The organism is Streptomyces sp. HUAS MS02 (assembly GCF_055702265.1).
On record NZ_CM146747.1, the window covers coordinates 9,726,363 to 9,745,744 of the forward strand.

Sequence of the window (19,382 nt, forward strand, 5' to 3'; positions counted from 1 at the left end):
CTCTGGTCGAGTCAGGAGCGGTCAGTCTGACGGAGGTGGCCAAGGAGACTGGGCTGGACCGCAAGACGGTCCGCAAGTATCTGTCGAGCACGGCGGCGTCGGTACCGCCGAGGCGGACGTCGAACGGGTCGGCCCCGGAAGAAGGTGGTCGACGAGGTTGCGCCGTTGATCGACGCGATGCTGCGGGCAGAGATCCTCATCAAGGGCGCCGTGGTGCACGAGCGTCTGGTGAAGGAGTACGGCTCGACGATCAACTATCAGCGGGTCAAGCTGTATCTGCAGGAGGCACGGCCGCGGATCGCGGGTGAACTGGGCATCGATCCGCTGGAGTTGGCGGGTATGCACCGCTGCTTCGAGGTAGTTCCCGGGGCTCAGGCTCAGGCTCAGGTCGACTGGGGCGATGAAGGCAAGATCCTCGCCCACCTGGGAATCCCGAAGGTCTACTCGTTCCATATGGTGCTGTCGTACTCGCGCGACCCGTTCTGCTGCTTCACCACGAGCCAGGATTTGCAGACCTTCTTCGACTGCCACCGGCGGGCATTTGCGCACTTCGGCGGGGTGCCGATGTCGATCGTCTACGACCGGACCAAGACCGTCGTGCGCTGGCACGCCGCCCCGGGCGAGGCGGTGCCGCTGCATCCGGAAGCGGTCGGCTTCGCCGGCCACTACGACTTCGACATCGACGTGCTGGCCGCCTACCGGCCCACCGGCAAAGGCCGGGTCGAACGCCAGGTGTTGATCGAGCGTGATCACGTGCTGGCCGGGCGAGCGTTCTCCTCGCTCGAGGAACTGGATGCCGCCTTCATGGCGTGGGTGCCGCAGCGACGCGCCCGCACCCACGCCACCCACCACGAGGTCATCGGACACCGGGCCGCCCGGGATCACGCCGCCCTCAAGCCGTTGCCACTCTCGCCCTATCTGGTGGCCGAGCGGCATCTGCGGCCGGTCGGCAAGGACTGCCTGGTCGCGTTCGGCGGAAACCTCTACTCGGTGCCCGCCCGCAAGGTCCGCCCGCGTCAACTGGTGGAGATCAGAGCGACGAAGTCCCAGGTCATGCTGCACACGACCGCCCCTGATGCCAGTGGCGAGACCCTGCTGTCCAGCCATCCGCGGGCGGTCGGCCGCGGCGTGGTTGTCAAGAAGGACGAGCACTGGGACGGCCTGCCGACCGGCAAGAACCGCCGCACCACGACGAGCGACGGGCCGCCACCACCGCGGAGCGAGTCCTCCGCGTCCGGTCGCATCGGGCCGTTGCAGGCCCTGTTGAACCGGTCCGCCACAACCCAGATCGAGGTCGGGAGGCGTCCGCTGTCGGTCTATGACGAACTGACCGGCACCCGGCCCTTCACCACCAACTCCCCGACGAAGGAGTCGTCTTGAGCGAGCTGGCCGGCAACCGCATCCGCACCACGGCCGGCAAGCTCGGCCTGCCCCACCTGGCAGAGACCATCAACGAGTACACCCGCCGGGCCGACGAGGCGAAGATGGGCTACCTCGACTTCCTCGACCTGGTCCTGTCCGAGGAACTCGCCGTCCGCGACGACCGCCGCTTCCGCCGGGGCCTGCGACTGTCCAAGCTGCCGCACCACAAGACGCTGGACGAGTACGACTTCTCCTTCCAGCCCGAGCTCGACCCGCGCAAAGTCAAAGACCTCGCCAGCCTCTCCTTCGTCGACGGCAAGGCGAACGCCGCCCTGCCGGGGCCGCCCGGGGTGGGCAAGACGCATATCGCCGTTGCCCTCGCGGTCGCGGCCTGCCGGGCCGGCTACTCGATCTACTTCACCAGCCTCGACGACATGGTCCGCAACCTCAAAGCCGCCGAAGCGGCAGGCCGGCTGGTCAACAAACTCGGCACCTACCTGCGGCCGAGCGTCCTCGTGGTCGACTAGGTGGGCTACCAGCCCCTCGAACGCGCCGAGGCGAACCTGGTCTTCAGGGTGATCTCCAAGCGCTACGAGAAGGGCTCGATCATCCTGACCTCGAACAAGACCTTCAGCGAATGGGGCCAGGTCTTCGGCGACGAAGTCCTCGCCACCGCCATCCTCGACCGGCTCCTCCACCACTGCGAAGTGATCGCGATCAACGGCCCGAGCTACCGGCTCAAGAACCGCCTCCAGGCCATCGAGCGAGAGACCGACGTGGCCTAACAACTGGGGACGTTCACACGTACCGGCCCGGCCCGAAGGGACAGTACGCCGACAGTGTGGCTCGAGGATGTCGGCGGTCTCGGCTGCGTGTGCCGGAGCCTGGACGGGCTGTACGAGCGCCGGGGCAGGTTCCCCGTGCCACCGGGACAGCCGCATGGTCGGCTACGTGCTGCCGGGACCGGCAGCCGGGCCGTCCCGTTCCTCGGGCGTCTTCCGGTGTTGTGTCTTGTGGCTGCTGCGCCGCGGGCGGGGCACTGCTTGGGTTGGCTTGTATGCGGCCGGGGTGTCTGCGGAGGCCGTTGGCCCGCGCGTGTTCGTGTCTGGGTGCGAGGGGTGCGAGGGGTGCGAGGGGTGCGAGGGGTGCGGGGCCGGGCGGTGCGAGGGCGGCCGTCGTCGGTGGTGGGGGCTGGGGAGGTCGTTGGCGTTGTGTGTGGGGGGCCCTATGACTTTGGTCGAGGGGTAGTTGGGGTTGGTGGTTGGTAGAAGGGGCCGTCGCGGAGCATCGCGAAGAGTACGTCCGCTCGGCGTCGGGCGAGGCAGAGGAGTGCCTGGGTGTGGTGCTTTCCCTGAGCGATCTTCTTGTCGTAGTAGGTGCGGGAGGCGGGGTCGGCCAGGGCGGCGAACGCGGAGAGTAAGAAGGCCCGTTTGAGCTGCTTGTTTCCCCGTCTGGAGGGTTGTTCGCCGCGGATGGAGGACCCGGAAGTGCGGGTGGCTGGGGCGAGGCCGGCGTAGGCGGCGAGGTGGGCGGCGGACGGGAAGGCGGTGCCGTCGCCGACGTCGATGAGGATGCGGGCTCCGGTCCTGATGCCGATGCCGGGCATGGACGTCAGGACCTTGGAAAGAGGGTGGGCCTCCAGCGGTTCCTCGATTCGGTGGGCCAGGAGTCTGCGCTGGTCGAGCACCGCCTGGAGTGAGTTGGCGAGGCTGGGGACGATCAGCGCGGCCGCGTCTGTGCCCGGAACGACGACGGTCTGCTCGTCGAGCGCGGTGAAGACGTCGTTGATCAGACGCTGGGCCATGCGGGGTGCTTTCGGGCTGATCAGAGCGATGAGTCGTCGGCGTCCGGCCTTGCGGATCTGTGCCGGCGAGCCGAACTGGTCCAGCATTCTGAGGACGGCCGGGTGCTGCATGCGCGGGCCGATGACTCGTTCCAGGTGCGGGTGGATCTGGGTGAACAGGCCCCGCAGCCGGTTGGAGAGGCGATTGGCCTCGGTGGCGAGGTCGTCGTCGAAGCCGGCGATCATCTGGAGCTCGGCGATGGTCTCGTCGTCGAGGTCGACCGAGCGAAGCGTGTGCGGCATGGCCCGGGCCGCGTCGGCGATGATGAACGCGTCTTTCGCGTCGGTCTTGGCCTTGCCGGGATAGAGGTCGGCGATCCGCCGCATCGTTAATCCGGGCAGGTAGGCGACGTGGCAGCCCAGGTCCCGGGCGGCTGCCAGCGGCAGGGCTCCGATCGAGGCCACCTGGTCGACGACCACGTGGACGGTGCCGTGTTTGGCCTGCAGCCTGGCGAAGACCTCGCGGAGCTTGGGTTCGCTGTTGGGCAGCCGCTTGTCGAAGGTCTTCTTCCCGGCCGGGGTGAGTGCGGTGGCGTGGTGTTCGCCCTTGCCGATGTCCAGTCCGAGGTAGACGTCGATGTCGCTGGTGTCGATCACGTCGTGGTTCCTTCGGTCCTGTTCGCCCGGCCTGCCACGGCACTGATCGCCACATCCACATTACGAAGAGCCTCCCGACCTGCGAAGAAGCCGTTGGTCATGCCCCTAGTCAGCGGTCTGTCCGTGCCTTCGGAGCTGGTGACACCACTCCCCGGGCCACGCAATCGACAAGGGGAGGTAGTCATGCCAACTCCGAAGGCCGGTAACCCCGTTGCCGTTGTGGGGGCCGAGGGTGGTGGTGGGGTGCCGTGTGTGGGTCGGGTGGTGTGGTTCGCGGACGGGGGGTCTGGTGGTGGGGCGGTGCTGTCCGCGGGCTGGGTTGTGGGGTTCGCGGACGGCGGGGGTTGGTGGTTGTGGGTGTGGTTGTCAGGTGGTTGGGCCGGTGATGGTGGAGGTGAAGATTGTTTTGTCGTCTTGGTGGCCGGTGATGTGTGTGGTCGTGGTGCCGTCTGTTGTGGTGGTGTGGGTGAGGTCGAGGTAGCAGGGGCGGTCGAGTTCGGCGTAGTGGAAGAACTCGGTCGTGGTGCTGACGGGGACCAGTCTGTGGGGGGCGGTGGCTGCGCAGGCGGCTTGGCGGGCGCCTTCGAGGAGGACCATGCCGGGGAGGTGGTCGTCGTGGTGGTCGAAGAAGATCGGGTGGGTGAGGTCGGGGGTGAGGAGCCAGCGGGTGGGGGTGTCGGTGGGGGAGAGGACGACGTCGGACACGGAGGTGCGGCCCACGGCTGCCGGGGCCAGTGGGGTGCGGTGGGTGTGCAGGTCGAAGGGGGGTCCTGTCCAGGGTGTGCGGCTGGCCCGCAGTCGTTGGTAGACGGCGGGCGCGGTGGTGGAGAAGGTGCCGGCGCCGGTTGCCACGAGGTTGTTCTCGCGGTGGATGGACAGTTCGATGTGCATCCAGGTGGCCACGCCCCGGCGCCAGGTGATGTCTGTGCATCGGGCTCGCAGGTCGAAGTCGGTGGGTGTCGCGGCGATGTGTAGGTGCTCGGGGTGGGTGGTGTGGGTGAGGTTCCACATCACGAACCGTTGTCCGAGCGGGACGTCGAGTTCGGCGTGTGCGAGGAACATGCCTGCCTGACGGAAGGTCTCCGCCACCTGCAGGGGGTCGTGTCTGGTCCCGTCGCTGAAGAACGTGTGTGCGCGGGGCCACTGCCCCGTGAGGGTGAAGCGCTGGTTGCCCTCGCTGGTGCAGCCGGTCAGGAACACCTCGGCCAGACAGGCCCGGTGGACGTACTCCTTCGGGACCGTGGTGGTGAGCCGGGGCAACGCCGGCGGGGCGGTTGCGTGTTGGGCAGCGGGCAGAACCATCGAAGACCCCCCTGACTTGATGTCTGTGCGACAACGGCTAATAAGATACGGACCTACCGGTTTTCTTGACGGACCCCAAAGGTAAAGGATTAGCCAAGGGTCGCGCGGTCTGCTGAATGAAAGATTCCGCCCGCACCGGGCCAAGTCGCAGACTTGCGTGGGGTATTGACAAGTTTTTGGCCAGATGGGTAACGATAGGTTCAGGTGGCGTTACGCTTCGCGATCAGCCCGTGAGAAGCTAAAAACCTTATGCGCGGTTTGTTTTGGTGATCGTTCGCGAGGAGGCCGTACGTGCACATTCCACCTGTCCCGCTCGTCCTCGACCCCACCGGCCGGGATCTGCATGGTGAGGCCCGCCGGCTGCGGGAGCTCGGCCCCGTCGTCCCGGTCGTGCTGCCCGGGGGCGTCGCGGCCTGGGCGGTCAACCGGTACGACCTGATCAAGCAGGTGCTGATGGATCCGCGGGTGTCCAAGGACGCCTACCGGCACTGGCCGAAGTGGATCAGCGGGGAGGTGAACCACACGTGGCCGCTGGCGATGTGGGTGTCGGTGCGCAGCATGCTCACCGCCTACGGCGAGGAGCACACCCGTCTGCGGAAGCTGGTCGCCGGTGCCTTCACGGCCCGGCGTGTGGCCGGGCTGAGGCAGAGGATCGGTGAGATCACCGGCGAACTGCTCACCCGGCTCGAGGCGGTGCCGCCCGGTCGGGCGGTGGACCTGCGCCGGGAGTTCGCCTGCGAGCTGCCCGTACGGGTGATCTCCGAGCTGCTGGGGCTCGAGGGCCGGGAGAGCCGGGACTTCCATCGTGTGGTGAGCGTGCTGTTCACCACCTCCACGGACCCGGTGCTGGCCCAGGAGAACCAGGCCGAGCTGTACGCGCTGCTGGGCGGGCTCGTCGGGCGCAAGCGGGCCGAGCCGGCCGCCGATCTCACCAGTGCGCTGATCGCGACACGTGACGAGGGCGGTGGGGGACTGAGCGAGAGGGAGCTCGTCGACACCCTGCACCTGATTCTCGGGGCGGGACACGAAACGACCGTCAACCTCCTCGACCACGCCATCTGCGCCCTGCTCACCCACCCCGAACAGCTCGCTCGGGTGCGTGAGGGCGTCGTCGGCTGGGAGGCGGTGGTGGACGAGACGCTGCGGTGCCAGGCGCCGGTGGCGAACATCCCGCTGCGTTTCGCCGTCGAGGACATCGATCTCGGCGGAACCGTCGTCCCCGCCGGAGAGCCCATCGTGCTGTCTGTGGTCGCCGCCGGCCGTGATCCCGAAACCCACGGCGAGGACGCGAGCACGTTCGATGTCACCCGTCCCACGCGCCGCGATCACCTGGCCTTCGGGCACGGGGTGCACCACTGCCTGGGCCGGCTCCTGGCCGTGAGCGAGGCGACGATCGCGCTCCCGGCTCTCTTCGGGCGGTTTCCCGGTCTGCGGCTGGCGGTCCCGGCCCGCGAGCTCGGCCTGCTGGAGTCGTTCATCTCCAGCGGGCACACAGAACTTCCGGTGCTGCTGGCACCCATGTCCTGACCCTTTCCCCGAACTTTGCGGTCCTCCAGGAGACTTCCATGTCCCAGGCCCCACTGCGTACCCTGCGGCTCGCTGCCGTCGACATCGACGGAGTGCTGCTCGACGACACGTTCAGCCCGGTGATCCACCGCCTCGCGGTCCGCTGGGGAGTCGACTACACGCCCGAGTTGGAGCACGCCGTCTTCTCCCGGTCGCGCCTGACGGCGGCACGGGCGTTCGTGGAGGCCGCGGGGGCCCCGGTGCTCCCGCACAAGATGATCGATCTCTACTTCGCCGAACGCGAGCGGTACCTGCGCACCCATCCGGTCCGGGTGGCCGACGGAGCGCTCGCCCTGTTGCGCCGGCTGCGTGCGGCCGGACTGCAGATCGTGTGCTACGGCGGCCTGGACAAGAGCCACTTCGACCGTCACCTGGGCGCATGGGCTTCCTGCTTCGCCGGGCCGCGCTACGTCTGCACCGATGGATTCCGCCCGGGAATCACCGAGATCACCCAGGACGTGTGGGGACTGGGCTACGACCAGGTGCTCTTCATCGACGACGTGGCGAGCGTCGCCGAGGAGGCGAAAGAACTGGGCGTCGCCTTCGTCGGTCACCCCAGCTCCTACGCCCACGGCTTCCAGCGCCGGCTCATGCGGGCGGCGGGTGTGCGGCACGTGGTGGAGTCCCTGTCCGACATCGACGAGGACCTGCTGTCCACCCTGGACCGTGATGCCGCCGAGGGGACCCTCTGGCGGCGCCGGGGGGCCGGGCCCGCGATCCTCACGAGAGGAGCGCGGCCATGACCGGCGACCCCGCGGCTCCGCTCAAGGGGAAGGTCGCCCTCATCACCGGCGCGAGCAGCGGCATCGGAGCGGCCGCGGCACAGGTCTTCGCCCGGCAGGGAGCCGTCGTCGTGCTGGCGGCGCGTCGGGAGAGCCGGCTGAGCCACCTCGTCGACGACCTGCGCCGCACCGGAGCCGAAGCGGGTTACCACGTCGTGGACGTGCGCGACGGCGACGAGATCCGGCGGGTGGTGGACCTCACGGTGGCGCGGTACGGCAGCCTGGACGTGGCGTTCAACAACGCCGGGGCGGGGATCGACAGGACGCCGCTGCACCTCATCGACGACGCGGCGTACGAGCTGATCATGGGGACGAACGCCCGGGGCACCTGGAACTGCCTGCGCTACGAGATCGCCGCGATGCTGGCGGGCGGGGGAGGGGCGATCGTCAACACGAGCAGCGTGGGCGGCCTGGTCGCGTCCGCGGCCGGCGCGCCCTACATCGCCTCCAAGCACGCCGTGATCGGTCTGACCAAGGCCGCGGCGGTGGAGTACGCACCGCACGGGATACGGGTCAATGCGATCGCCCCCGGCCTGACCCGTTCGGAGATGGTCCAGGAGTGGTTCGCCCTCAACCCGGCGGGAAAGAAGCGGGCCTTCGCCTCCGCCCCGCAGGCCCGGGCGGCCGACCCGCAGGAGGTGGCGGAAGCGGCGGCCTGGCTCTGCAGCGACCTGGCGAGTTTCGTCACCGGCGCGACGCTGACCGTGGACGGGGGCCGTACGGCTTGGTGACCGCCCGGCCCCCGTCCCTCGAAGGACCGGCCCCCGTCCGTCGCAGGAGGTGACGCGGCAAGACAAGTCCCGCGAGCAGGAGCAGACAGTGGCGCCGTGGGTAAGGTACGTAACGTTCGGTTTTTAATTTCGGCTGAGGAGCCCACCATGGCGCGCCAGGAACGTGCAGTACGGACCCGATGTGCTGTTATCAGGGCCGCAGCGGAAGTCTTCGCCGAACGGGGCTACGCCGCGGCGACGATCGCCGAGATCCTCGACCGGGCCGGGGTGACGAAGGGAGCGCTGTACTTCCACTTCGACTCCAAGGAGGCCCTGGCCCGGGGGGTGATCGAGGCCCAGATCACCGGCAGCGGCCACGTTCCCCGGGAGCTGAAGCTCCAGGAATGGGTGGACGTCGGCATGGTGCTGGCCCACCGGATCCCCCGCGACGTCGTTCTCCTCGCCGGCATCCGCCTGTCGGCCGACCTGCACAGCCGGCGCCTGTTCGGCAGCGCCTGGCCCGCCTGGATCGAACTGTCGACCACCTACCTCGGCCTGGCGAAGGACCGGGGCGAGGTGCTGCCCCACGTCGTCCCCGCCGAGACCGCCGAGTGCTTCCTCGGGGCCTGGCTCGGCACGCAGATGTTCTCCGAGGCGACCTCGAACTGGTCCGATCTGAGCCGGCGCGTCTCGGTCCTGTTCAACCACATCCTGCCGGCCATCGCCACGCCCGCGGCGCTGATCCGGCTGGACACGGCCCCCGACCGGGGGGCCCGGGTCGTCAAGGAGGCGCAGGGCCTGCGGCAGGCCGAGAACGCGCCCGAACACGCCGAGGTCTGACCCTGCGGCGACCGCCCTTCCGCGCGCCGGCGAGCCCTTCAGCCTCGCCCCGCGCCGGACGAGGACCCGCAGCATGTCAAGTCCTTCTCGTGATGACACCAGCACCGGACTAGCAAACAGACCAAATATGCGGTTTGCTATTGTGGAGTCGGACCGGGAAGGGGCCATGTGGTCAAGCAGATGCGAGCTGCCAGGACGCGTCGCGCCCTCGTCCTCGCGGCGGCCGAGATCTTCGCCGACGAGGGATACGCTCAGGCCACGCTGCCCCTGATCAGCCGCAGGGCGGGCGTCAGCGCAGGAGCTTTGCACTTTCACTTCGCGAGCAAGGACGCCTTGGCGGCGGAGGTGGAGAGCGCGGCGACCGAGTCCGCCCGGAGACTGGCCGAGGGCTGCCGGTCCGCGACCGGCAGCTCGCTCCAGGCACTCGTGGACACCGTCTCCGGCCTGCTGCTCGCCGTCGCCACCGATCCCGTGGTCCGCGCCGGCTTCCGGCTGTGCGCCGACCCCTCCCGCAAGAACGGGGCACAGATGCTGCGGTGGTGGCAGCGTCGGGTGCGTGACCTCGTCGCCGAGGCGCAGGAGGCGGGAGAACTGACGTCGGCCGTCTCCGCCGAGGCCGCCACGACGGCCGTCGTCGCCGCCACTGTCGGATTCGGGGCACTGGGCGTGGCGGACGCCACCTGGCTCTCGGGCGAACGGCTCGCGCAGTTCTGGTCCCTGCTCCTGCCCCGGCTGGCGGCCTCGCTGAACCCGGGGGCGGTCCCCGTGACCCGCAGGGGCGAGGCGGCCGACTGAGACGCGGGGCCGGGATGCCTGAAGCGCGCCCGGGCTCTGCCCGCCCCGCGTCGGCGGACCGGCCCGGGGCGGGCAGAGCCCTGCGCCGGCAGAGCGGCTGCGCTCCGTACGCCGCCCCGGGGCACACCTCCGGGGCGCCGGGCCTGCTCCAAGGAGGGACCTCGACCGGGCCGAGAGCGGTTCTTGAGTGCGGTGCCCGACGGTTGCGGGGAATTGCGACGAAGAGGGAGCCGACCGGATGAGCAGCACGCGAGCGGTACTCCGGGTGGAGCGGGGCCGGGCCACCGACGCCGAACTCGCCGCGCTCACCGCCGTGTTGTTCTCCCTGCTGGCGGCCCGGGGCGAGGACACCGGGCAGGAGCGGACGCCCGACGTCCCGCCGTGGCGCCCGGAGCGGGCGCCCGGCGCCTACCGCTCCCCGTACAACTGGCAGTAGGCCGCCGCCGTCGTTCATGGCTGATGCACGAACGGCCCGCCCATCCAAAACCGCCTGGACGGTTTGTTAGGATGGAAGTAGCTCCTCCGGGCCTCACCACGAGGGAGGGACACGCCGTGACCATTGTGAATGACATCCCCCGGACCTCGGGGGCGGCAGACGCCCGCGAGCGTGCGGCGGAACTGGGGTTGGTGCGGGCCGAGGCGTTGGCCGGCCCCGGCGAGAAGGCGACCGAGGCGCAGCACGCCAAGGGCAAGCTGACGGCCCGGGAGCGCATCGAGCTGCTGCTGGATGCGGGCTCCTTCAACGAGGTCGAGCAGCTGCGCCGGCACCGGGCCACCGGCTTCGGTCTGGAGGCCAGGAAGCCGTACACCGACGGTGTGATCACCGGCTGGGGCACGGTGGAGGGCCGCACCGTCTTCGTCTACGCCCATGACTTCCGGATCTTCGGCGGGGCGCTGGGCGAGGCCCACGCCACGAAGATCCACAAGATCATGGACATGGCCATCGCGGCCGGTGCGCCGCTGGTCTCGCTCAACGACGGCGCGGGCGCGCGGATCCAGGAGGGCGTCTTGGCGCTGGCCGGCTACGGCGGCATCTTCCAGCGCAACACCCGGGCCTCGGGCGTCATCCCGCAGATCAGTGTGATGCTCGGTCCCTGCGCGGGCGGCGCGGCCTACAGCCCCGCCCTGACCGACTTCGTCTTCATGGTCCGCGAGACCTCGCAGATGTTCATCACCGGCCCGGACGTCGTCAAGGCGGTCACCGGTGAGGAGATCACCCAGAACGGCCTGGGCGGCGCCGACGTGCACGCCGAGACCTCCGGCGTGGCGCACTTCGCCTACGACGACGAGGAGACCTGCATCGCCGAGGTCCGCTACCTGCTGTCGATGCTCCCGCAGAACAACCGCGAGTACCCACCGTGCGTGCCGTGCACCGATCCCCGGACCCGGCGCTCGCAGACGCTGTTCGACCTGGTCCCGGCGGACGGCAACCGGCCCTACGACATGGCCGAGGTCATCGAGGAGATCGTCGACGACGGCGAGTACCTGGAGGTCCACGAGCGCTGGGCCCGCAACATCATCTGCGCCCTCACACGGTTGAACGGACAGGTCGTCGGCATCGTCGCCAACCAGCCGCAGGCGCTGGCCGGTGTGCTGGACATCGAGGCCAGCGAAAAAGGTGCCAGGTTCGTCCAGATGTGCGATGCCTTCAACATCCCGATCGTGACCCTGCTGGACGTTCCCGGATTCCTGCCGGGAGTGGACCAGGAACATGAAGGGATCATCCGGCACGGCGCGAAGCTGCTGTACGCCTACTGCAACGCGACCGTGCCCCGGATCTCGCTGATCCTGCGCAAGGCGTACGGAGGCGCCTACATCGTCATGGACTCCCAGTCCATCGGCGCCGACCTCAGCTACGCCTGGCCCACCAACGAGATCGCCGTCATGGGTGCCGAGGGTGCCGCCAACGTCATCTTCCGGCGCCGGATCGCCGAGGCCGACGACCCCGGGGCGATGCGTGAACGCATGGTCAAGGAGTACAAGGCCGAGCTGATGCACCCCTACTACGCGGCCGAGCGCGGCCTCGTGGACGACGTCATCGACCCCGCCGAGACCCGCGAAGTACTGATCAACTCCCTGACCATGCTCCGCACCAAGCACGCCGACTCCCCGTCCCGCAAGCACGGCAATCCCCCTCAGTGACGGAGCACGCGATGGTCAAACAGGAAAGGGCGGCGCGGACCAGGGAGAACCTGATTCTGTCCGCGGCCGAGGTCTTCGACCGGGAGGGGTACGCGCTCGCCTCGCTCACCACCATCAGCGCGCAGGCCGGGGTGAGCAGCGGGGCACTGCACTTCCACTTCGCCAACAAGGCCGCGCTGGCGGAGGCCGTCGAGGACGCGGCGGCCCTGCGCCTGCGCGACATCGTGGATCACACCCCCGCGGCCGGTGGCCTGCAGAACCTCGTGGACACCACGCACCAGTTGGCGCGGGGACTGCGGGACGACGTGGTGCTGCGGGCGGGGTTCGAACTCGGCAGGGCGGCCGGCCTCGGGCCCCGGGCCGATGTGCGCGCGCACTGGCAGAACCGGGTCGAGTATCTGCTCACGCGCGCCGACCGGGCGGGCGAGCTGCGCCAGGACGTCTCCGCCCCGGCCGTGGTCACCGCCGTGGTGGCCACGACCGCGGGGTTCGAGATGCTCGCCCGGCGCGACGGTGACTGGCTCTCCCGGCGGACCGTCGCCAGGTTCTGGGAGCTGCTGCTGCCCACGCTGGCCGCCTCGGAGCTGCTCACCGCCCTGGATGCCCGCGGAACCCACGGATAAGACCGGCTGGTCTCTTTGGTTCGCCCCCTGGGGTGTCCGGTCGACCTCCGGGCAGGCCCTTCCTCGCAGCTTTCCGTCGGCGACTTAGGGGCTATTGCGGTATTTTGCTGGGTTTCTTGACGCGAGTGCCCCTCGGAGGTCTGTCGCCAGCAGCACGGATGGTCCGGTATTGACAAACCGTCCATGCTGTTTTTTTATGGAGTTCACAGGTCGAGATGCATCGGTCCTGAAGCCTGACTCCAGGGGGAGAACGTGGACATCGAAGTGCTGGGTGCGCTGTCGGTGCGCGAGAACGGAGTGTCGGTCGTCCCGACGGCGCCCAAGCCGCGGCAGGTCCTCGCCCTCCTCGCGCTCAACGCCGACCAAGTGGTCTCCGTGGCCACGCTCATCGAGGAACTGTGGGGCGAGAACCCACCGCGCAGTGCGCGCACCACGCTCCAGACCTATGTGCTGCAGCTGCGTGAGCTGATAGCCGAGGCGCTGGCGCACGACGAGAACGAGCGGTGCACCGCCAAGGACATCCTCACCACCGTCCCCGGCGGCTACCGCCTGCAGAGCCGGGGCGGCATCGTGGACTTCCGGGAGTTCGAGCGGCGCGCGGGAGCGGGCTACCGGGCCATGGACGCCGAGGACCACACCGGAGCCGCGCGCCGTCTGGCCGACGCGCTCTCGCTGTGGAAGGGCCAGGTGCTCACCGACATCCAGGCCGGCGGCCAGATCGACATGGAGATCCGGCGGCTGGAGGAGTCGCGGCTGTGCGCGCTGGACCAGCGCATCGAGGCCGATCTGCGTCTGGGCCGCCATCGTGAGCTGCTGTCGGAACTGACGGTGCTGGTCAAGCAGTACCGCATGCACGAGAGCCTGCACGGCCAGTTCATGCTGGCGCTCCACCGCTCCGGCCGGCGCGGCGAGGCGCTGAGCGTCTACCAGCGGCTGCGGGCCACCCTCGTGGCCGAGCTGGGACTCGAGCCCTCCACGGCGCTCAGCCGCCTCCAGCGCTCGGTCCTCATGGCCCGCCCCGAGTCGCCGACCCCCGCCCCGGCCGGCGCCGCGGGAGGCCGCCTCATCACCCGCGGCCCCGAACTGGCAGGCCGCTGAGGCGACTTCGACGCTGACCGGCGGCCCCCGCCGCGGGACCGGGGGAGGGCAGGACAGGGTGGCCCCGGCACGGCGCCTCCGTACGCGCGGCTCACCGGTGAGGAGACGGCGGGCGGCCCGGGGCGGCGAGCAGGCGGAACGAGAGGCACCTCCCGGCGCGACGGCCGCCGGGTGCCGAGCGCCGCTCGCGGACCCCGACCCCGGCCCTGGTCCCGACCCCGACCCCGGTCCCGGTCCCGGCCCTGGCCCCGGTCCCGGTCCCGGCCCTGGCCCTGGCCCTGGCCCCGGCCCTGGCCCCGGTCCCGGTCCCGGTCCCGGCCCTGGCCCCGGTCCCGGTCCCGGTCCCGGCCCTGGCTCCGGTCCCGGTCCCGGCCCCGGCCCTGGTCCCGGTCCCGGTCCCGGCCCTGGCCCTGGCCCTGGCCCCGGCCCCGGCCCTGGCCCCGGCCCTGGCCCCGGTCCCGGTCCCGGTCCCGGCCCTGGCTCCGGTCCCGGTCCCGGTCCCGGCCCTGGCTCCGGTCCCGGTCCCGGTCCCGGCCCCGGCCCTGGCCCCGGTCCCGGTCCCGGTCCCGGTCCCGGCCCCGGCCCTGGTCCCGGCCCCGGTCCCGGTCCCGGTCCCGGCCCCGGTCACCGGGACGCGGTCCGGGACGGGGACCGAACCCGCCCCGGGCCTCACTGACTCCCGCACGACGGCAGCACCGGCCGCAGTAGCCGCAGTGGCCGCACCGGCCCACTGGGCCTCAGCGGCCCACCGCCCGCGGTGCTGTTACGCGCTCCACGCGCTCCACACGCTCCACGCGGTCTGCACGGCCCGCACGGTCTGCACGGTCCACGTGGTCCAGGCGCTCGGCCAGGGCGCGTTGTTCGCGGGTGAGGCGCTCGATGTGGCCGCGCAGCCGGAGAAGCTCCTCGTAGAGCACCCGTACGCCCGGCGCGTCGCCGGCCGGACGCGCGGCCGCCGTCGCGGCCGGTGGTCCCGGCACCGGATCGGTGCGGGGCGGGAGCGGCGTCGCCTGCGGTTCGTTTCCGTGGGGAGCGGGCGTGTGCGCCGGGGACGGTGACAGGTCCGGGGCCGGTGACCAGGGGTCCTGGCGCAGGATCGTCTCCAGGCAGGCGCGCAGCGCCGGGCCCGGTTCGATGCCCAGGTCGTGCACGAGGGCGCGGCGGGCCCGGTCGTAGGTGCCCAGTGCTTCCGCCTGCCGGCCGCAGCGGTGCAGCGCGGTCATCAGCAGCTCGTAGAAGCGTTCCCGCAGCGGGTGAGCGGCCGTCAGCTCCTCCAGCTCGCCGGTGATCTCCCGGCCGCGCCCCGTCCGCAGGTCGGCCTCGTACAGCCGCTCCAGAGCGGTCAGCCGCATCTCCTCCAGCAGGGCCGCCTCGGCCGAGCAGACCGGGCCGCGTCCGCTGCCCTGCAGGGCCGGGCCGCGCCACAGCGCCAGGCCCCGGCGCAGCGCCTCGGCCGCGCCGGCGGGGTCGCCGGGGGCCAGCGCCCGCCCCTCCTGCGCGAGACGGCGAAAGCACCGCACGTCCGTCTCGACGCGGCCCAGACTGAGCACATAACCCAGCGGACGGGTCACCAGGAACTCGTGATGCTGCTCGCCCGAGCCCGGCGTTCCCCCCGGCAACAGCCGCCGCAGCCGGCCCACATGGGCCTGCAGGGCATTGGCCGCGTTGGCCGGCGGGTGCTCGCCCCACAGCTCGTCGACGAGGAGCTCGGTGGGCACCAGCTGGTCGGCCCGTACCACCAGGGTGCCCAGCAGCGCACGCTGCTTCGCACCCATGGGCACGATGAGGACACCGGTGCGCTCGTCGTGGACCTGGACCGAACCAAGAATCTGAAATTCCATTTAGCCCTGCCCCGAGAAAACCAGTGAAACGGCGGCCGGACCCGGATGCGGGCGACCGAATCGCCCGCCGGAAACGATCTCCGAGAAATTCTCGGCGGCAATGTCCGGGGGCTTTCTTCTCGGGTGAAGCTAGCTGCCCGGCGGTCGCTCCGCCGGATTCACCAGCTGTTTTCAGGGGTCTGTGCAGGCTTCCTCAAGAGGGTCTCAGGCCGCATCCGCCTCCAGATCGGGAAAGCCGGCCTGGAGGGTGCGGCGATGGTGGGCGCCGAGCAGCGTCAGCAGCGCTCTGCCGGATACGTCTGGCAAGAACTCGTACCCCTGCGGCGCGTCACCGAAGCCGGCGGGGTCCGGGGGCGCGGACCCCGCTGGCTTCGCGAGACGGCTCAGCACCTCCCGGGTGACCGGGTCCGCACCACGACCGGCAGACGTGCTTCGCGGTTCCTTCGCCATGGCCGGAAAACTAACAGCACCTGCCCGCCCCGGGACAGGGGTTCACCCCCGCCAGGACGCCCCGGAAACGCGATGTCAGCGGTTTATCAGCCGGACGTCAGTATGGATGAAAGATCCGGCTGCAAAAGGACTCGAGAAATTCTCGAGCCGGCCTGGCGAGCGGCTCGGAAGAAGGTCAGGTTCCTCTGGCCTGTGCCTGTCGGCAATGACAAATACTGCTGCGGCAGGACACTATTCAGAGAGTTGAAAACCGAACGCGCAACCGAAGGACGACTTGGCTCGGAGGAATCATGGAGATAAAAGTTCTGGGCACGTTGAATGCCGAAGTCAATGGAATGTCGATCGTTCCGACCGCGGGGAAGCCCCGTCAGATCCTGGCCCTGCTGGCGCTCTACCCGGGCCGGGTCGTCCCGGTACCGACGCTCATGGAGGAGATCTGGGGCACCAACCTGCCGCAGAGCTCGCTCACCACGCTCCAGACGTACATCCTCCAGCTGCGCCGCATGCTCGGCACCGCCATGGGCCCCGGCGCCCCGGGCACCGCCAAGGACGTCCTGGCCACCCGCTACGGCGGCTACCTGCTCCAGATACCGGCCGAGTCCGTCGACGTCTACCGCTACGAGCGGCTTCTCGCCGAGGGCCGGCAGGCCTTCGAGGACGGCGAGGACGAACGCTCCGCCACGCTCCTGCGCGAGGCGCTGCAGCTGTGGGACGGCCCCGCCCTCGTCGACGTCCGCGTCGGGCCGATCCTCGAGATCGAGGTCATGCGCCTGGACCAGAGCCGCCTGGTCGCCCAGGAACGCCGTATCGACGCCGACCTCAGACTCGGCCGGCACGTCGAGCTCATCGCCGAACTCACCCACCTGATCGCCCGTCACCCCCAGCACGAAGGACTGCACTCGCAGGCCATGCTGGCGCTCTACCGCTCCGGGCGGCAGGCCGCCGCGCTGGACGTGTACCGCCGACTGCGCCAGCGGCTCATCGACGAACTCGGCGTGGAGCCCTCCCCGCAACTGCAGCGCATGCACCAGGCGATGCTCGCCGTGGACCCACGCCTGGACGTCCTCTCCGGCCCCCGGCGCACCTCCACCTTCGACCTGTACGCCGCCTGAGCGGACGTACCGCCGAAGGACCCGGGCCTGCCGGGGCAGCGGACGCGACACCCGCACCTTGGGTGCCGGGACGGCGGGAAGGACACGGCACGCACACCGAGGGGGCGGGGGCCCGCGGAAGCCGGTGCCGGTCGAGCGCCGCCCGAGTCGCACACGTCAGGCTCTGGAGGCGGAGTCCGCGCCGGCGCGGGCGGGCACCGCACCGCCACCAGGCCGCAGCAGATTCCTGCGCGGCTCCAGGACTTCTTCAGGAGGGCGAGGGATGGCTTCCCGTACGCAGGACGACGGGGCGGGGGACGGGCGGGTCAGACTCTACTGCCTCGCCCACGCCGGCGCGGGAGTGGCCAGCTACCGGCGCTGGCCCGTGGCGGCGGGAACGGCCGTCGACGTGACGCCCCTGCCGCTGCCCGGCCGCGACCACCGCCGACGAGAGCCACGTGTCACCGACCGTGCCGCCCTCCTCGCCGACCTGCTGCCCGACCTGCTGACCGCGGCCCGCTCGGGCCCCTACGCGCTGTACGGGCACAGCCTGGGCGCCCTCGTCGCCTACACCCTCACCCGGGCCCTCGCCGACGCCGGAGCCCCGCCGCCCCTGTTCCTCGCCGTGGGCGCCTGCCCCCCACCGCACACGAGCACCGCCCTGGTGGGCGCCGCCGACCTGCCCGACGTCGACCTGCTGCCCCTGCTGGACCACCTCGGCTCACTGCCGCAGGGCACCTCGGCGTCACCGGGCGGGCTGTGGCGGCGCAGCGTGCTGCCCGTGCTCCGCGACGACCTGCGCCTGGCCGCCTCGCTGCGCGCCGCCGCCCTGGACCCGGCCACCGGCGGCCCCGTCACCTGCCCCGTCCTGGTCTTCGCCGGCAGCGACGACCCGCTGACCGAGCCGGAGACGCTCGAGCACTGGCAGCGGTGGGCGACCGGCCCCATCGTCAGCCACACCGTCGCAGGGGACCACTTCTTCGCCGACTCCCCCGACCTGCCGCACCTGGTCGCCCTGGCCTGCCGCGACCGCCTCGCCACGCCGGCGCCGGCGCCGGGGGGACAGCGATGAAGCGCGTCGTCATCACGGGCATCGGGGTCGTCGCACCCAGCGCGGTCGGCGCCGCCGACTTCTGGGCGCTGCTCACCTCCGGCCGCACCGCCACCCGCGGCATCACCCTCTTCGACGCCGGCGGCTACCGCTCCCAGGTCGCCGCCGAGGTCGACTTCGACCCCGCCGCGCACGGCTTCACCCTCGCCGACACCGAACGCCTCGACCGCGTCGCCCAGTTCGCGCTGGTCAGCGCGCGCGAGGCGATCGCCGACAGCGGGCTCGGCGACGCCGGGGACGCCCGCGCGCTGCGCACCGGGGTGAGCCTGGGCAGCGCGATCGGCTGCACCACGGCCATGGCCACCCAGTACGCCATCCTCAGCGACTTCGGCAGCACCTGGACGGTGGATCACACCAGGGCCGGTGAATTCCTCTACGACTACCTCGTGCCCAGCTCGCTCGCGGCCGTCGTCGCCCGCGACGTGGGTGCGCAGGGCCCGGTGGGCCTGGTCTCCAGCGGCTGCACCTCCGGCCTGGACGCCATCGGCCACGGCGCAGACCTGATCCGCGAGGGCAGCGCCGACATCGTCGTCGCGGGCGGCGCGGAGGCGCCCATCTCCCCGATCACCATGGCCTGCTTCGACCGTATGCGGCTCACCAGCCCCCGCAACGACGACCCGGCCACGGCCTCGCGCCCCTTCGACCGCACCCGCGACGGGTTCGTGCTCGGCGAGGGCGCCGCCGTCGTCGTACTGGAGGAACTCGAGCACGCCCGGCGCCGCGGCGCCCGCGCCTACGCCGAACTGTCCGGGTACGCGGCCCTCAGCAGCGCCCACCACATGACCGGGCTGCGCCCGGGCGGACAGGAGATGGCCGCCGCCATCCGGGCCGCACTGGACGAGGCACGGCTCAACCCGGTCGACGTCGAGTACGTCAACGCCCACGGCGCCGGCACCCGGCCCAACGACCGGCACGAGACCCATGCCATCAAGGCCGGTCTGGGCGAGCACGCCCGCTCCATCCCCATCAGCTCCATCAAGTCGATGATCGGGCACGCCCTCGGCGCCGCCGGTGCCCTGGACGTGGTGGCCAGCGCGCTCGCCATCCGGCACGACACCGTCCCGCCCACGGCCAACCTGCGCGAACCGGACCCGACCTGCGACCTCGACTACACCCCGCTGATCGCGCGGGAGATGCGCACCAGCACCGTGCTCAGCGTCGCCAGCGGATTCGGCGGATTCCACAGCGCCACGGTGCTCACCCAGCCACAGCTGAAGGAGGCGGTGTGA

At 70.8% G+C, this 19,382-nt stretch carries 17 protein-coding genes and 1 pseudogene; 15 read left to right on the top strand and 3 right to left on the bottom strand.

What is annotated here, in order from left to right; all coding sequences use genetic code 11:
• Window positions 1-144: 144 nt before the first annotated feature.
• The 3 genes and pseudogenes from istA to ACZ9QC_RS42080 all read left to right on the top strand — a co-directional run bounded on the left by istA (window position 145) and on the right by ACZ9QC_RS42080 (window position 2,610).
• Window positions 145-1,380 carry an IS21 family transposase gene (gene istA, locus ACZ9QC_RS42070; protein ID WP_472917946.1) on the top strand — a complete coding sequence of 412 codons (1,236 nt, stop codon included), beginning with the start codon at window positions 145-147 and terminating at the stop codon, window positions 1,378-1,380.
• Window positions 1,377-2,147, top strand: a pseudogene (gene istB, locus ACZ9QC_RS42075) (IS21-like element helper ATPase IstB). The gene istA and the pseudogene istB overlap by 4 nt, the downstream one beginning before the upstream one ends.
• Window positions 2,148-2,301: 154 nt before the next feature.
• Window positions 2,302-2,610, top strand: coding sequence for a DUF6009 family protein (locus ACZ9QC_RS42080; protein ID WP_472917947.1), 309 nt, complete (start codon window positions 2,302-2,304; stop codon window positions 2,608-2,610).
• Here the strand turns inward: ACZ9QC_RS42080 and ACZ9QC_RS42085 are convergent.
• The gene (locus ACZ9QC_RS42085; protein ID WP_472917948.1) at window positions 2,588-3,802 is read right to left on the bottom strand and encodes an IS110 family RNA-guided transposase; all 1,215 of its coding nucleotides are present in this window, start codon (window positions 3,800-3,802) and stop codon (window positions 2,588-2,590) included. The genes ACZ9QC_RS42080 and ACZ9QC_RS42085 overlap by 23 nt on opposite strands.
• 366 nt (window positions 3,803-4,168) lie before the next feature.
• Window positions 4,169-5,104 carry a ScbA/BarX family gamma-butyrolactone biosynthesis protein gene (locus ACZ9QC_RS42090; RefSeq protein WP_472917949.1) on the bottom strand — a complete coding sequence of 312 codons (936 nt, stop codon included), beginning with the start codon at window positions 5,102-5,104 and terminating at the stop codon, window positions 4,169-4,171.
• A gap of 291 nt (window positions 5,105-5,395) precedes the next feature.
• On the opposite strand from ACZ9QC_RS42090, the gene ACZ9QC_RS42095 reads away from it, so the two are divergent.
• The 9 genes from ACZ9QC_RS42095 to ACZ9QC_RS42135 all read left to right on the top strand — a co-directional run bounded on the left by ACZ9QC_RS42095 (window position 5,396) and on the right by ACZ9QC_RS42135 (window position 13,660).
• Window positions 5,396-6,631, top strand: a complete 1,236-nt coding sequence (locus ACZ9QC_RS42095; protein ID WP_472917950.1) for a cytochrome P450 family protein — start codon at window positions 5,396-5,398, stop codon at window positions 6,629-6,631.
• Window positions 6,632-6,669: 38 nt separating this feature from the next.
• On the top strand, window positions 6,670-7,413 hold the full coding sequence (locus ACZ9QC_RS42100) for an HAD family phosphatase (RefSeq protein WP_472917951.1): 744 nt from the start codon (window positions 6,670-6,672) through the stop codon (window positions 7,411-7,413).
• On the top strand, window positions 7,410-8,183 hold the full coding sequence (locus ACZ9QC_RS42105; protein WP_472917952.1) for an SDR family NAD(P)-dependent oxidoreductase: 774 nt from the start codon (window positions 7,410-7,412) through the stop codon (window positions 8,181-8,183). Before ACZ9QC_RS42100 ends, ACZ9QC_RS42105 begins: the two co-directional genes overlap by 4 nt.
• A 147-nt stretch (window positions 8,184-8,330) precedes the next feature.
• Window positions 8,331-9,002, top strand: a complete 672-nt coding sequence (locus ACZ9QC_RS42110) for a ScbR family autoregulator-binding transcription factor (RefSeq protein WP_472917953.1) — start codon at window positions 8,331-8,333, stop codon at window positions 9,000-9,002.
• 180 nt (window positions 9,003-9,182) lie between these two features.
• Window positions 9,183-9,797 carry a ScbR family autoregulator-binding transcription factor gene (locus tag ACZ9QC_RS42115; RefSeq protein WP_472917954.1) on the top strand — a complete coding sequence of 205 codons (615 nt, stop codon included), beginning with the start codon at window positions 9,183-9,185 and terminating at the stop codon, window positions 9,795-9,797.
• A gap of 238 nt (window positions 9,798-10,035) precedes the next feature.
• Complete coding sequence (locus ACZ9QC_RS42120) at window positions 10,036-10,233, top strand: acyl-CoA carboxylase subunit epsilon (protein ID WP_472917955.1); 198 nt, start codon at window positions 10,036-10,038, stop codon at window positions 10,231-10,233.
• Between the two features lie 116 nt (window positions 10,234-10,349).
• Window positions 10,350-11,939 (top strand): acyl-CoA carboxylase subunit beta, encoded by a 1,590-nt coding sequence (locus ACZ9QC_RS42125; RefSeq protein ID WP_472917956.1) that lies wholly within the window; start codon window positions 10,350-10,352, stop codon window positions 11,937-11,939.
• Window positions 11,940-11,950: 11 nt separating this feature from the next.
• The gene (locus ACZ9QC_RS42130) at window positions 11,951-12,562 is read left to right on the top strand and encodes a ScbR family autoregulator-binding transcription factor (protein WP_472917957.1); all 612 of its coding nucleotides are present in this window, start codon (window positions 11,951-11,953) and stop codon (window positions 12,560-12,562) included.
• A 252-nt stretch (window positions 12,563-12,814) separates the two neighbouring features.
• Window positions 12,815-13,660: an AfsR/SARP family transcriptional regulator gene (locus ACZ9QC_RS42135; RefSeq protein ID WP_472917958.1), complete on the top strand. Its 846-nt coding sequence runs from the start codon at window positions 12,815-12,817 to the stop codon at window positions 13,658-13,660.
• 737 nt (window positions 13,661-14,397) lie between these two features.
• Here the strand turns inward: ACZ9QC_RS42135 and ACZ9QC_RS42140 are convergent.
• Window positions 14,398-15,501, bottom strand: coding sequence for an AfsR/SARP family transcriptional regulator (locus tag ACZ9QC_RS42140; protein ID WP_472917959.1), 1,104 nt, complete (start codon window positions 15,499-15,501; stop codon window positions 14,398-14,400).
• A gap of 740 nt (window positions 15,502-16,241) precedes the next feature.
• On the opposite strand from ACZ9QC_RS42140, the gene ACZ9QC_RS42145 reads away from it, so the two are divergent.
• The 3 genes from ACZ9QC_RS42145 to ACZ9QC_RS42155 all read left to right on the top strand — a co-directional run bounded on the left by ACZ9QC_RS42145 (window position 16,242) and on the right by ACZ9QC_RS42155 (window position 19,382).
• The gene (locus tag ACZ9QC_RS42145; RefSeq protein WP_230223842.1) at window positions 16,242-17,063 is read left to right on the top strand and encodes an AfsR/SARP family transcriptional regulator; all 822 of its coding nucleotides are present in this window, start codon (window positions 16,242-16,244) and stop codon (window positions 17,061-17,063) included.
• A 262-nt stretch (window positions 17,064-17,325) separates the two neighbouring features.
• On the top strand, window positions 17,326-18,114 hold the full coding sequence (locus ACZ9QC_RS42150; protein WP_472917960.1) for a thioesterase II family protein: 789 nt from the start codon (window positions 17,326-17,328) through the stop codon (window positions 18,112-18,114).
• On the top strand, window positions 18,111-19,382 hold the full coding sequence (locus ACZ9QC_RS42155) for a beta-ketoacyl-[acyl-carrier-protein] synthase family protein (RefSeq protein WP_472917961.1): 1,272 nt from the start codon (window positions 18,111-18,113) through the stop codon (window positions 19,380-19,382). The genes ACZ9QC_RS42150 and ACZ9QC_RS42155 overlap by 4 nt, the downstream gene beginning before the upstream one ends.

Bases quoted from the DNA above. Each gene is read 5' to 3' on its own strand.
- ACZ9QC_RS42080 (WP_472917947.1), top strand. From the start codon at position 2,302: ATGGTCGGCTACGTGCTGCCGGGACCGGCAGCCGGGCCGTCCCGTTCC.
- ACZ9QC_RS42090 (WP_472917949.1), bottom strand. From the start codon at position 5,104: ATGGTTCTGCCCGCTGCCCAACACGCAACCGCCCCGCCGGCGTTGCCC.
- ACZ9QC_RS42100 (WP_472917951.1), top strand. From the start codon at position 6,670: ATGTCCCAGGCCCCACTGCGTACCCTGCGGCTCGCTGCCGTCGACATC.
- ACZ9QC_RS42105 (WP_472917952.1), top strand. From the start codon at position 7,410: ATGACCGGCGACCCCGCGGCTCCGCTCAAGGGGAAGGTCGCCCTCATC.
- ACZ9QC_RS42110 (WP_472917953.1), top strand. From the start codon at position 8,331: ATGGCGCGCCAGGAACGTGCAGTACGGACCCGATGTGCTGTTATCAGG.
- ACZ9QC_RS42115 (WP_472917954.1), top strand. From the start codon at position 9,183: ATGCGAGCTGCCAGGACGCGTCGCGCCCTCGTCCTCGCGGCGGCCGAG.
- ACZ9QC_RS42120 (WP_472917955.1), top strand. From the start codon at position 10,036: ATGAGCAGCACGCGAGCGGTACTCCGGGTGGAGCGGGGCCGGGCCACC.
- ACZ9QC_RS42130 (WP_472917957.1), top strand. From the start codon at position 11,951: ATGGTCAAACAGGAAAGGGCGGCGCGGACCAGGGAGAACCTGATTCTG.
- ACZ9QC_RS42140 (WP_472917959.1), bottom strand. From the start codon at position 15,501: ATGGAATTTCAGATTCTTGGTTCGGTCCAGGTCCACGACGAGCGCACC.
- ACZ9QC_RS42145 (WP_230223842.1), top strand. From the start codon at position 16,242: ATGGAGATAAAAGTTCTGGGCACGTTGAATGCCGAAGTCAATGGAATG.
- ACZ9QC_RS42150 (WP_472917960.1), top strand. From the start codon at position 17,326: ATGGCTTCCCGTACGCAGGACGACGGGGCGGGGGACGGGCGGGTCAGA.
- ACZ9QC_RS42155 (WP_472917961.1), top strand. From the start codon at position 18,111: ATGAAGCGCGTCGTCATCACGGGCATCGGGGTCGTCGCACCCAGCGCG.